Origin of the sequence: Microbacterium lacus (assembly GCF_039531105.1) — a bacterium.
GTDB classification, from domain to species: domain Bacteria; phylum Actinomycetota; class Actinomycetes; order Actinomycetales; family Microbacteriaceae; genus Microbacterium; species Microbacterium lacus.
This window is the reverse complement of the sequence record NZ_BAAAPK010000001.1, coordinates 911689-924503: the sequence shown is the minus strand read 5'-3', so window position 1 is coordinate 924503 and position 12815 is coordinate 911689. Positions and strand designations below refer to the sequence as shown.

Here is a 12815-nt window from a genome sequence, read left to right as displayed (position 1 = left end):
CAGCCGGCGAGCGAACAGCCGGAGCGCGAATACGGCTCACCCAAGACCGTGCCCACCACGGCGAGCATCCGACGGCCCAAGACCGGCGGACTGGCCAAGGGCGAGAACGTCCCCGGCGTCGCCAAGACCGATCCGATCCTCGTGATCGACAACGTCACGCGCCGCTTCGGCGGCCTCACCGCGGTCAACGTCGAGCACCTCGAGGTCCCCCGCGGCGCGATCACCGCACTCATCGGACCCAACGGCGCGGGCAAGACGACGCTGTTCAACCTGCTGTGCGGCTTCGACAAGCCCAACAGCGGGACGTGGGCGTTCGACGGGACGACCCTGTCCGGCATCCCCGCGTTCAAAGTCGCCCGGATGGGTCAGGTGCGCACGTTCCAGCTGACCAAGGCGCTCTCGCTCCTCACGGTGCTCGAGAACATGAAGCTCGGCGCCACGAAGCAGCGCGGCGAGCGGTTCTGGACGAGCTTCATCCCGGCCTTCTGGAGATCGCAGGAGACCGAGAACGAGGCGAAGGCGCGCGAGCTGCTCAAGCGTTTCAAGCTCGACGCGAAGGAGAAGGACTTCGCCGCGTCGCTCTCGGGCGGTCAGCGCAAGCTCCTCGAGATGGCGCGTGCGCTCATGAGCGACCCGACCCTGGTGATGCTCGACGAGCCGATGGCCGGCGTCAACCCGGCCCTGACCGAATCGCTCCTGGACCACATCCTCGACCTCAAGGAACTCGGCATGACCGTGCTCTTCGTCGAGCACGACATGCACATGGTGCGGCACATCGCCGACTGGGTCGTCGTGATGGCCGAAGGCAAGGTCGTCGCCGAGGGCCCGCCGGACACCGTGATGCAGGACCAGGCCGTGATCGACGCCTATCTCGGCAGCCACCAGGACGTCGACCTCGGCGTCGTGACAGGCCGCGTCCAGGGCGATCTCGGCGAAGAAGGCCAGGAGCTGCTGGAGGAGATCCGCGAGGAGCGCCAGCACGAGATCGACGAAGCAGAGAAGGAGACGCGATGAGCCTGCCGCAGACCGCGCCGGCGCAGCCCGCGAAGTCCGACGAGATCGTCGTCGAGGCGACCGACCTGTTCGCCGGCTACCTGCCGGGGATCAACATCATCAACGGCGCGAACCTGGTCGCCCGCAAGGGCGAGCTCGTCGGCATCATCGGCCCGAACGGCGCCGGCAAGTCCACGCTGCTGAAGTCGATCTTCGGCCTGGTCAAGGTCCGCGGCGGCGACATCACCGTGAACGGCGAGTCGATCGTGGGCCTGAAGGCCGACAAGCTCGTGCAGCGGGGTGTCGCCTTCGTGCCGCAGACGAACAACGTCTTCCCCTCGCTGTCGATCGAGGAGAACCTGCAGATGGGGCTCTACCAGAACCCCCGCATCTACAAGGATCGCCTCGAGTTCGTCACCGGGATCTTCGCCGAACTGGGCAAGCGCCTCAAGCAGCGCGCCGGCTCGCTCTCCGGTGGCGAGCGCCAGATGGTGGCGATGTCGCGGGCGCTGATGATGGACCCGTCCGTGCTGCTGCTGGACGAGCCGTCCGCAGGCCTGTCCCCCGTCCGCCAGGACGACGCGTTCATCCGCGTCTCGGACATCAACAAGGCGGGCGTGACCACGATCATGGTCGAGCAGAACGCCCGCCGCTGCCTGCAGATCTGCGACCGCGGGTACGTCCTCGACCAGGGCCGCGACGCGTACGAGGGCACCGGCCGCGAGCTCCTGAACGACCCGAAGGTCATCGGGCTGTATCTGGGCACGCTCGGCGCCGACGGCGTGTAGCTGTTTCGTCGTAGCGAAGCGGATGCCGGGTGACCGGCATCCGCTTCTCTTTTCGTGCGCGCCGAGATGGTCCCTCCTGCGCCGAGATGGCCCTTCCCCCGCCGAGATGGCCCCTCCTACGCCGAGATGGTCCCTCCTGCGCCGAGATGGCCCCCACCATCTCGCGGGAGAACCCACCACCTCGGGAGAAGACCCACCACCTCGGGAGAAGACCCACCATCTCGGCGGAAAACCCACCATCTCGGCGGAGCGGGCGGGGGACGCACGAAGGGCCCCGGGTTTCCCCGGGGCCCTTCTGCGCTCAGCTGATCAGATCAGTTGATGCGCGTGTACATGTTGTCGGCACCGTACTGGAAGATACCGATCGTGGCCTCGGTCGGGTCGCCCGCGTCGTCGAACGCGACGCCACCGGAGTAGCCGTCGTAGTCGGCCACGCCGCCACCGTTGATGATCTCGGCGCACGCGGCGAACGAGTCGCACTTCTCGCCGTCACCGGAACCACCTGAGACCTCCTGCAGCTTGCCCGCGATCGCCTCGGCGTCGGTCGAGCCGGCCGCGAGCGAAGCGAGGGAGAGCAGGATGACCGCGTCGTAGGACTCGGCCGCGTAGGAGTAGTCCTCCAGCTCGGCGTTGCCCTCGGCGACCCACGCGTCGTTCAGACGCTGCTGGAAGTCGTCCTCCAGCTTGGGGCCGGGGAGCGTTCCCTTCGCGCCCTCGAGCGAAACGGCGACGTCCGTGCCGTAGTTCGACAGGTTTCCGTCGACCAGGTAGAACTCCGAGGCGGGGATGCCGGCGTTCACCAGCAGCGGCGCGATCGTCGTGAACTGGTCGAACGTGATGAGCACCACCGCGTCGGGGTTCGCCGCGGTGACGGTGGCCACCTGAGCGTCGAACGAGCTGTCGCCGTCGTTGTAGGACGCCTCAGCCACGACCGATCCGCCGGAGGACTCGAAGACCTCCTTGACGACGTTGTACAGGCCGGTGCCGTACGCGTCGTTCTGGTAGATGATGCCGATGTTCTTGTGTCCGTCCTCGGCGATCAGGTTTCCGAGGACCTCGCCCTGCAGCAGGTCGCTGGGAGCCGTGCGCCAGTACAGGCCGTTGTCGTCCCACGTGGTGAAGTCGGGCGACGTGTTGGCCGGCGAGAACGTGATGATGCCCTCGGACACGTTGCTGTCGAGGAACAGCTTGGTCACACCGGAGGATGCGGCACCGATCATGGCCGAGACGCCCTCGCTCTGCAGCTTGGGAACCGTCGTCTCGAACGCCTTGTTGTCGGCGTCACCCGAGTCGCCGAACGTGACGTCGACGGTCACGCCGGCCGCGGCCTCGTTGACCTCGTTCACGGCGAGCGTGACACCGGCCTCCTCGGGCGGGCCGAGGAAGGCGAGGCTGCCGGTCTGGGGCAGGACGGTGCCGATCTTGAGGGTGAGATCCTCAGCGGGGGCAGCCGAATCCGAAGGCTCGGCCGTGCCTCCACCGCCGGCGCACCCGGCGAGGACGAGGGCGCTGGCGCCGGCGATGGCGATACCGCCGATCACCGCCCGCACGCGCGAACGGGAGGCAGTGCCTCGGGAGAAGACGCTCATGTTGCTCCTTGCTGTGAATGAACGCGGTCCGGCTCGGGCGCCGGGCCAGTTCCCCTAAACCTAAACCGGAGCCGGTCTCGCCAATGTTGCCTTTCGTTAACGATATGTAACGCGACCCGATCGTTATGGTCCGCGGTTCCACGGTCGATGGGAGCGGATTCCACCTCTGCGGCCCGGAATACCCCACTGCCGTATACGGTTGTCATCGACGTACTACCCCCTAGGGGTATCCTCACGAAAGGCCGAGACATGACGACGAACCAGTACACCGTGACCGGGATGACCTGCAGCCACTGCGAGAACGCCGTGCGCGGCGAGGTGCAGAAGATCGCCGGGGTCGAACAGGTCGACGTGAGCGCCGCTGCGGGCACCCTGGTCATCACCTCCGCCTCCCCGCTCGACGACGACGCGGTGCTCGCCGCGGTCGACGAGGCGGGATACTCCGCGGCCCGCGTCTGATGGCCCCGGCACCCGCGGCCGTGCCGGACGCACCGTCCCATGTCGAGCTCGACATCGGCGGCATGACGTGCGCCTCGTGCGCGAACCGCATCGAGAAGAAGCTCAATCGCCTCGACGGCGTCTCGGCGAGCGTGAACTACGCGACCGAGAAAGCCGTCGTCGACGCGCCCGCCGGAGTGGACCCCGCCGTCCTCATCGCCGAGGTGGAGAAGACCGGCTACACCGCGGCGCTCCCCGAGCCCCCGGCATCCGCCGGCGACGAGCCCGAGGATCGCGAGCTGACCTCGCTCCGGCGCCGCCTGATCGGAGCGGTCGTGCTGTCGGTGCCGGTGATCGCGATGGCGATGATCCCCGCGCTGCAGTTCGACTACTGGCAGTGGGTCTCGCTCGCCCTGGCCACCCCGGTCGTGCTGTGGGCGGGCTGGCCGTTCCACCGCGCCGCGTGGATCAATCTCCGCCACGGCGCCGCGACGATGGACACCCTCATCTCGATCGGCACGTCGGCGGCGTTCGCGTGGTCGCTGTACGCGCTCTTCTTCGGCACCGCCGGGATGCCGGGCATGACGCACGCGTTCGAATGGACGATCCGCCCGTCGGACGGCGCCGGGAACATCTACCTCGAGGTGGCCGCGGGCGTGACGATGTTCGTCCTCGCCGGCCGGTACTTCGAGGTGCGCTCCAAGCGGCGCGCGGGGGCGGCCCTGCGGGCGCTGCTCGAGCTCGGCGCGAAGGACGTCGAGGTCATCCGCGACGGCGTGTCCGGGCGCATCCCGATCGCCTCGCTCCGGGTCGGCGACGAGTTCGTCGTGCGCCCGGGTGAGAAGATCGCGACCGACGGCGTCATCGTCTCGGGCACCTCGGCGGTGGACGCCTCCATGGTGACCGGCGAATCGCTGCCGGTCGAGGTCGGCGAGGGCGACGCGGTCCTCGGCGCCACCGTGAACGCCGGCGGACGACTGCTCGTGCGTGCGACGCGCGTCGGCGCCGATACGCAGCTCGCGCAGATGGCCCGGCTCGTGCAGCAGGCGCAGTCCGGCAAGGCCGACGTCCAGCGGCTCGCCGACCGGATCTCCGGGGTCTTCGTGCCGATCGTCCTCGTGATCGCGCTCGGCACCCTCGTGACGTGGCTGCTGATCGGTGCTCCGGCCGCCGCGGCCTTCACCGCCGCGGTCGCGGTCCTCATCATCGCGTGCCCGTGCGCGCTGGGCCTCGCGACCCCCACCGCACTGCTGGTCGGCACCGGCCGCGGAGCCCAGCTCGGCATCCTGATCAAGGGTCCCGAAGTGCTCGAGTCCTCGCGCACGGTCGACACGATCGTGCTCGACAAGACCGGCACCGTGACGACAGGGCGCATGTCGCTCATCGACGCGGTCACGGATGCCGACACCCCGCGCGCCGAACTGCTGAGGCTGGCCGGCGCCGTGGAGGCGGCATCCGAGCACCCCATCGCCCAGGCGATCGCCCGCGCGGCCCGCGCGGAGCTCGGCGACCTGCCGGCTGTGGAGTCCTTCGCCGCCACGACGGGCGTCGGCGTCTCGGGTGTCGTGGCGGGTCACGCGGTGATCGTCGGCCGCGAGCAGCTGCTCGCGGACTGGGCGATCCACCTCTCCCCCGAACTCCTGGCGGCCAAGGAGTCCGCCGAGGCCGAAGGCTCCTCCGCGGTGCTGGTGGCGTGGGACGGTCGGGCCCGCGGCGTGCTCGTGGTCGCCGACCGGGTCGCACCCTCCAGCGCGGAGGCGGTCGCGCAGCTGCGCGCACTGGGACTCGATCCCGTGCTGCTCACCGGCGACAACGCGACGGTCGCGCGACGCGTGGGCGACGAGGTCGGCATCGAGCGGGTGATCGCCGGCGTGCTGCCGCAGCAGAAGGTCGCCGTCGTCAAGGAACTGCAGGCCGAGGGACGCGTCGTCGCGATGGTCGGAGACGGCGTGAACGACGCCGCCGCCCTTGCGCAGGCCGACCTCGGTCTCGCGATGGGCACGGGGACGGATGCCGCGATCGAAGCCGCGGACATCACTCTGGTGCGTGGCGATCTGCGCAGCGCCGCCGACGCGGTGCGTCTGTCCCGCCGGACGTTCCGGACGATCCGCACGAACCTGTTCTGGGCTTTCGCCTACAACGTCGCGGCGATCCCGCTCGCGGCGCTCGGGCTGCTGAACCCGATGATCGCCGGGGCTGCGATGGCGGCATCCAGTGTCTTCGTCGTCGGCAACAGCCTGCGCCTGCGCCGTTTCCGCCCCCTTCCCGTCAAGGAGCTCGCATGACCGACACCACCGCGCACGCGCACCACGGCTACATCACCGACAAGGAGAAGTACCTCAACCGCATGCGGCGGATCGAGGGTCAGGCGCGCGGCATCCACAAGATGGTCGAGGACGAGAAGTACTGCATCGACATCCTCACGCAGATCAGCGCGCTGACGAGCGCTCTGGAGGCGGTCGCGGTGGGCCTGCTGGACGACCACCTGCGGCACTGCGTCGTCGATGCGGCGCGCCTGGGCGGTGCGGAGGCCGACGCCAAGATCACCGAGGCGACCGCGGCGATCGCGAGGCTCGTGCGCTGAGGCGGCCGCTCAGGTGAGCTCGCCGACGTCCGAGACGCCGCGCGCGCGGCGCGCGAACAGCACCGAGTCCACCGACAGCACGATCAGGGCGAGCCACACGAGGGCGAAGCCGATCCAGCGCTCGAGGGGCATGGGTTCGCCCAGCAGCCACGCGCCGATGATGAACTGCAGAATCGGCGCGATGAACTGCAGCAGTCCGACCACGGTCAGCGGGATGCGCCGCGCGCCGGCGGCGAACAGCAGCAGCGGCACGGCCGTGATGACGCCGGCGAGGCTCAGGAGCAGCGCGTGCCACGGCCCCGCCGCACCCATCGTGAGTCCGGAGGTCGATCCGACCACGATGAGGATCACGGCCGCGACCGGGACGAGCCACGCCGATTCGAGCGTGAGCCCGCTCACGGCATCCACCGAGGGGCCCAGTCGCTTCTTCACGAGCCCGTAGATGCCGAACGTGAACGCGAGGGTCAGGGCGATCCACGGGAAGTCGCCGTAGCCGACGACGATGACCGCCACGGCGGCGACGGCGATGCCGACCGCGATCCACTGCACGACGCGCAGTCGCTCGCGCAGCACCACGACCCCCAGCACCACCGTGACGATCGGGTTCATGAAGTAGCCGAGACTCGCTTCGATCACGTGCCCGCTGAGGGTGGCGAGGATGTACACCTGCCAGTTGACGTAGATCAGCGCCCCGGCAACCCCTGTCCACAGCAGCAGCCGCGGCCGGCGGACGACGGCGAGCAGTCTCCCCCATCCGCGGAGCACGGTCAGCAGGAACGCGCAGAAGATCAGCGACAGCAGGATGCGCCACGCGACCAGTTCGAACGGCCCGGTGGGTGCGAGCAGGAGGAAGTACAGCGGCAGGAAGCCCCAGAGCAGGTACGCCGTGAACGCGTACAGACCGCCCAGCGCCCGCTCTCTCGGCGTGTCGATCTGCGATCCGGATGCCGCGCGGGCGGTCTCAGGATCGGGTCGGCTCACTCACCCAGCGTAGGCGCGGATCCGTCAGCGCCGTTGCGCGTTCACGACTCCCGCTCTCCGCGTCCGCGCAGTGGCCGAATCCGCGCGAATGCGCGGCCCGCGCTCTGCGCGGCCTCGGCGAATGCGGGAGTTGTGAACAGCGGGCGCCCCGCAACGACGGAAGGCCCGGGTGCCGAAGCACCCGGGCCTTCCGAAAGCGGCCGGTCTCAGCGGACCACGACCGCCAGAACGTCACGCGCCGACAGGACGAGGAACTCGTCCGCGCCGAACTTGACCTCGGTGCCGCCGTACTTGCTGTACAGCACGCGGTCGCCGACGGCGACATCGAGCGGAACACGGTTGCCGTTGTCGTCAATGCGGCCGGGGCCCACCGCCACGACCTCGCCCTCCTGGGGCTTCTCCTTGGCGGTGTCGGGGATGACCAGACCACTCGCGGTGGTCTGCTCGGCCTCGACCTGCTTGATGACGATGCGGTCCTCGAGCGGCTTGATGGAAACCGACACGGTCTACCTCTGCTTTCCTTGAAACTTCAAGACTGATTAGCAAACTCCACCTGAGAGTGCTAACGCCAGTCTAGGCAAGCGCTGGCACTCATGCAACGTGAGTGCCAGCCTGTGACGCAATCCGAATCACGCGCCGCACCGAAGACCTCAGGACGGGCGGGAACGTGCCGTGACGGGCATTTTCCGAACCCGATGTATCAGGGCGGGCACTCGATGCTCTGAGCACATGAGAACTGCGGATCGTAACGTCTCGAGATACCAGGGACAAGGGTCGGCACACCCCTCGCGGACAGCCCCACGCGGTGGTAGACATGGCATGGGGGAAGCAGTACGTCAGGTTCTTGGGGGAACTGGCAACATGACACAGTCGTCTTATTTTCTTGCTATCGATGTGGGGACAAGCCGCGTAGCGGCAGCGACCGCACGCGTGGCGGCCGACGGCAGCATCGTCGCAGCTCCGTTCACGCTGGGTCGCCGCAGCGACAGCGCGGCCACCGTCGTCTTCGTCGGCGACGACGGCGAGCTGTCCTTCGGAGATGCCGCCGAGCGTCGCGGTGTGACGCAGCCCGAGCGGCTGATCCGCGAGTTCAAGCGCAGCGTCGGTGACGACGTCCCGATCACGGTCGGTGACCGCGCACTGCGCGCCGAGCACCTCTATGCCCAGACCGCGGCCGACATCGTCCGCCAGGTCGCGGAACGGGAAGGTGCGGAGCCTGAGGGCGTCGCCCTGACGCACCCGACCGAGTGGGGCGCGCACCGCCTCGAACTGATCCGGTCCGCCCTCGCCGCGGTGGGCGTCACCGCGGTCGAGCTGATCTCCGAGCCCGAAGCGGCCGCACGGCACTACGAAGCGGCCCGCCCGCTGGAGATGGGCCAGACGCTCGCGGTGTACGACCTCGGCGGCGGCACGTTCGACACGGTCCTGCTCCGCAAGGAGATCGACGGCACGTTCGACATCGTCGGTGAGCCGACCGGGATCGAAGACCTCGGTGGAGCGGACTTCGACGATGCGGTTCTGCGGCACGTCATCTCGGCATCCGGAATCGACGTCGCGACCCTCGCGATGGACGAGCCGGACACGCGACTGGCCCTCTCGCAGCTGCGTCGCGAGTGCGTGGATGCGAAGGAGGCGCTGTCGTTCGACTCTGACGCGTCGATCCCGGTGCTCGTTCCGCCGCAGCGCACGAGCGTGCGTCTGACCCGCTCCGAGTTCGAGGCCATGATCCTGCCGTCGGTCGACCGGACGATCGACGCCGTCGACGACGCGCTCGAGTCCGCGGGCCTCGAGCCCGAGCAGCTGGACTCGATCCTCCTGATCGGCGGGTCGTCCCGGATCCCCCAGGTCGCGCAGCGGCTGTCCGAGCGGTTCGATCGGCCCATCGCGGTTGATGCCGACCCCAAGGCCGCGATCGCCCTCGGCGCCGCGCGCACGGCGCTCGTCCGCGCCGAGGACCGCCGCGTCCTCGGGACTCCCGGAGCTCTTGCGCTGATCGCCGATGGGCCGTCCGACGCGCTGGCCCTTCTGCCCGACGCACCCACCGGGGAAGCCGTGGCGCTCGACCCGCCGTTCCCCGTGTCCGCCGAGTCGTCGTCGTTCGCGCGCAAGTCCTCGCCGATCCTGCTGGCGGGCGCCGCCGTCACGATCGCCGCGGCGATCGTGTTCGCGAGCACACTGTCGGCCGGGTCGCGCTCCCCCGAGCTCACGGGGTTCGACTCCGGCACGCCGAGCCCGACGCCGTCCTCGTCGTCGGCACCGGCGACGGATCCCGTCGCCGCACCCCCGCTGGAAACCGTCGCCGAGACGCAACCCGTCGCCGATCAGGGAGGCAGCCGCGGCGGCGGAAGCGGCCCGTCGAATCCGCGCCGGCAGGCCACGCAGCGCGCCGTGCAGCAGAGCGAGAAGCAGATCGCGGCCGCCTCGCCGACGGCCAAGCCGACGACGCCGGCCTCACAGGCTCAGACCGGCGGCGGATCGGGCAGCGGGTCGGGCACACCGACGGGCACCACCCCCAACGGCAACACGACACCCAGCCCGAGTCCGACGGGTGGGAGCTCGGACCCCACCACTGCCAACCCCGACCCGACCACGGACCCGACCACTCCTCCGGCAGACCCGACCGCCGATCCGACCACTCCCCCGGCAGACCCGACGGATCCGCCCGCCGATCCGACCGATCCGCCCGCCGATCCGACGGACCCGCCGGCGGATCCGACGACGCCTCCCGCGGACCCGTCGACACCGCCCGCCGACCCGACGACACCGCCCGCCGAACCCGACCCCACGACTCCACCCGCTGACCCCGCTCCGGATCCGTCTCCCTCGCCCACCGACCCGGTCTGACCCGCGGAAGCTCCATCGAGATGGCTACACCGAATTCCACCGTCATGCCCGAGCGCCAGGCTGCCCACCTGTGGGAGCGGCAGGCCCGCCCCGCGATCGAGTCGATCGTCGAGCCGGGCCGGCCCGTGCGCGGAGTGATCTCCGGCACCGCCGGCGCGGGAAAGACCGCCGTGCTCGCCGAGATCGAGCGGCTGCTGATCGAGCAGAATCGCCCGCACCGCTTCCTCGACGAAGCTGCGGACGTTCACGCGATTCCCGCGGATGCCGTCCTTCTGGTCGACGATCTCCACCGGGTGTCGCCGGCGCAGCTGGCGGCACTCCTGGATCGCGCAGAAGACCTGTCCGCCTCGCTCGTCGTCGCTTCCCGCCCGTCGGCGCAGCACGCCGAACTGGGCCGCGTCCGGCACGCGCTCGAGCGCAGCCGTCCGGCGATCGTGCTCGGCACCGTCTCTCGTTCGGACGTGCTGACCTTCCTCGAGAACTCCGACCGCCGCGCCGAGATCGCGTGCGTCGATGAGGTCCTGGAGTGCACGGGCGGGGTGTCCTGGCTCGTCGCCGAGGCCCTCGCGCTCCACGATCCGCGCGACTGCGCAGCGGATCGTCAGCACCGCGCCGTCCGGCGCGCGGTCGAGGAGCGCGTCGCCCACCGGCTGGAGACGATCGACCCCGCGCTTCGGGACGAGGTCGTGGCGCGCTGCCTCAGCTCTGCGCCGCACGGCGACGGCTCACCGCATCAGGAGGATCTCGTCGCCGAGGGATACGCCGAGGGGCTGCTGCTGCGCAACGGCCGTCCTGCTCCCGTCGTCCGCTCGGCCGTGCGCTCCGCGATGCCCACCACGCGCATGGGGGGCATCGCGGCCTCCGCGGTGCAGACGCTCGCGCTCTCGGCCGCCGGCAACGAGGATGCGTTCGCGGACTGGGTCAGCGGAGAGGCGGACGCCGCCTTCGGACGCAGTCTCGTCGAGCAGGCGGACCGGCTTCTCGAACGGGAGCCGGCACGGGCGCTCGAGCTCTACGCCGCCGCGCTGGAGTGCGGCATCGGCGAAGCCGAACTCACGGGACGCCGGGCGCAGGCCGCGTGGGCCACCGGCGACCTCGAGGCGGCGAGCAGCATGCTCGACGACGTGTCGCTGCTGGACGGCGTGCGCGACGGTGACCGCGTCGCCGACACCTCGGCCGCCATCTGGGCATCCCGCGGAATGCTGCGCATGAGCGACGCGGTCTACCGCTCGCTCCCGCCGGTCGGGGCCGAGTCGTGCGCACGCGCCACGATCGCCGCGGTGGGTGTCGGGGATGCCGCTTCCCTGGGCGCTCCGGAGGCCGGTCACGGCCTGCCCTCCACCCTCGGTGTCGCGATGGAGCTCCTCGACCGCGGGTTGCGCGAATCCCTGCGCCCGGACGGTGCGGAAGCCGCCGTGGCCGACCTGGTGCGCGCGTCCGAGATGTACACGGCGTCGGGATCCGCCGCCCCCGTGCCCGAACTTCCCGCCGTGATCGCCGCGATCGTCGCGATCGGCGTCGGAGAGCTCGAGATCGCGCAGTCCAGCATCGACGACGCCCTGTCCGGTGGTCAGGGCGGTGCGATCGCCCGCACGCGGCTGCTGCTGTGGAAGTCCTGGCTCGCGGTGCAGCGCGCCCGGCCCGTGGACGCACGGCAGGCGCTGGCGGACGCCGTGAAGGGCGACGCCGTCCTCAGCGCCCGCGACGCGATGCTCGCCCACGCGATCCGCGTGGCGATCGCCCGCCGCTACGAGGACGCCGCGGCGCTGGACGCGATCTGGGTGGATGCCCGCGACAGCGTGCTGCGCACGGAGACGGATCTGTACACACTGCTGCCGCTCACCGAGCTCGTGGCCGCCGCCGCCCGTGTCGATGACACCGCGCGCGTACAGCCGCACTTCGCGCGGGCTCTCGAGATCGTGGAGCGCCTCGGCGCCCCGCCCGTCTGGGCGGCGCACGTGCACTGGTCCGGCATCCAACAGGGGATCCTGCTGAACCGCCCGGACGACCTGAAGCCCCACGCCCGCGTGCTCGTGACGGCCTCCACGCACAGCGCTGTCGCCGCGGTGATGGCGCAGGCGGGCCGCGTGTGGACCGCGACGCTCGCCGGCTCGGTGGATGCCGACGCGATCGAAGCGGCCGCGCACGGTCTCGCCTCGGCGGGACTCGGGTGGGACGGCGCACGGCTGGCGGGTCACGGTGCCGGGAAGTCCACCGACCGTCGGGTCTCCGCCCGGTTGCTGTCGGTCGCCCGCGAGCTGCACCCGAACGACGGATCGCGCACCCCGCGGTCTGCGGACACCGGTGCGGTCGCGGTGCAGAAGAAAAGCGACGAGTCCGGCGGCATCGTCCTGAGCGAACGCGAGCGCGACGTCGCCCGCCTCGTGCTCCAGGGCAAGACCTACGCCGAGATCGGCCAGACGATCTTCATCTCGCCGCGCACAGCGGAGCACCACATCGCGCACATCCGGCGACGCCTGGGTGCGACATCGCGCTCCGACCTGGTCGCGAAGCTGCGCGTCGTCGTCGAAGACGCAACGTCCTCTGCCGAATCGCAGGGGACTCCCCCCGGATCCCCCTGACGCACCCCCATCGCAT

Annotated in this window: 10 protein-coding genes; 7 read left to right on the top strand and 3 right to left on the bottom strand. The window is 70.3% G+C overall.

Translation table 11 applies throughout. The features are described 5' to 3' along the window. Nucleotides 1-48 precede the first annotated feature (48 nt). The gene (locus ABD197_RS04370) at nt 49-1014 is read left to right on the top strand and encodes an ABC transporter ATP-binding protein (protein ID WP_425561029.1); all 966 of its coding nucleotides are present in this window, start codon (nt 49-51) and stop codon (nt 1012-1014) included. Beyond that, nucleotides 1011-1781, top strand: a complete 771-nt coding sequence (locus ABD197_RS04365; RefSeq protein ID WP_344051971.1) for an ABC transporter ATP-binding protein — start codon at nt 1011-1013, stop codon at nt 1779-1781. The genes ABD197_RS04370 and ABD197_RS04365 overlap by 4 nt, the downstream gene beginning before the upstream one ends. A gap of 314 nt (nt 1782-2095) precedes the next feature. Here the strand turns inward: ABD197_RS04365 and ABD197_RS04360 are convergent, their stop codons facing one another. Then, complete coding sequence (locus ABD197_RS04360; protein WP_344051969.1) at nt 2096-3370, bottom strand: ABC transporter substrate-binding protein; 1275 nt, start codon at nt 3368-3370, stop codon at nt 2096-2098. Between the two features lie 249 nt (nt 3371-3619). Between ABD197_RS04360 and ABD197_RS04355 the strand changes: the two genes are divergently transcribed. From ABD197_RS04355 to ABD197_RS04345, 3 genes are read left to right on the top strand one after another with little or no spacing between them, the layout of a single operon-like run. Beyond that, nucleotides 3620-3829, top strand: a complete 210-nt coding sequence (locus ABD197_RS04355; RefSeq protein WP_344051967.1) for a heavy-metal-associated domain-containing protein — start codon at nt 3620-3622, stop codon at nt 3827-3829. Then, nucleotides 3829-6093 (top strand): heavy metal translocating P-type ATPase, encoded by a 2265-nt coding sequence (locus tag ABD197_RS04350; RefSeq protein WP_344051965.1) that lies wholly within the window; start codon nt 3829-3831, stop codon nt 6091-6093. Before ABD197_RS04355 ends, ABD197_RS04350 begins: the two co-directional genes overlap by 1 nt. Further along, on the top strand, nt 6090-6392 hold the full coding sequence (locus ABD197_RS04345; protein WP_344051963.1) for a metal-sensitive transcriptional regulator: 303 nt from the start codon (nt 6090-6092) through the stop codon (nt 6390-6392). Before ABD197_RS04350 ends, ABD197_RS04345 begins: the two co-directional genes overlap by 4 nt. Nucleotides 6393-6401: 9 nt before the next feature. Here the strand turns inward: ABD197_RS04345 and rarD are convergent, their stop codons facing one another. Both rarD and groES read right to left on the bottom strand, forming a co-directional pair. Beyond that, the gene (rarD, locus tag ABD197_RS04340) at nt 6402-7373 is read right to left on the bottom strand and encodes an EamA family transporter RarD (protein ID WP_344051961.1); all 972 of its coding nucleotides are present in this window, start codon (nt 7371-7373) and stop codon (nt 6402-6404) included. A 206-nt stretch (nt 7374-7579) separates the two neighbouring features. After that, the gene (gene groES, locus ABD197_RS04335) at nt 7580-7876 is read right to left on the bottom strand and encodes a co-chaperone GroES (RefSeq protein WP_017203655.1); all 297 of its coding nucleotides are present in this window, start codon (nt 7874-7876) and stop codon (nt 7580-7582) included. A gap of 427 nt (nt 7877-8303) precedes the next feature. On the opposite strand from groES, the gene ABD197_RS04330 reads away from it, so the two are divergent. Both ABD197_RS04330 and ABD197_RS04325 read left to right on the top strand, forming a co-directional pair. After that, a complete protein-coding gene (locus ABD197_RS04330) occupies nt 8304-10217 on the top strand; it encodes an Hsp70 family protein (RefSeq protein ID WP_344051959.1) in 1914 nt (637 codons plus the stop codon). 20 nt (nt 10218-10237) lie between these two features. Continuing rightward, the gene (locus ABD197_RS04325; RefSeq protein WP_344051957.1) at nt 10238-12799 is read left to right on the top strand and encodes a LuxR C-terminal-related transcriptional regulator; all 2562 of its coding nucleotides are present in this window, start codon (nt 10238-10240) and stop codon (nt 12797-12799) included. The last annotated feature ends 16 nt before the right edge of the window (nt 12800-12815 follow it).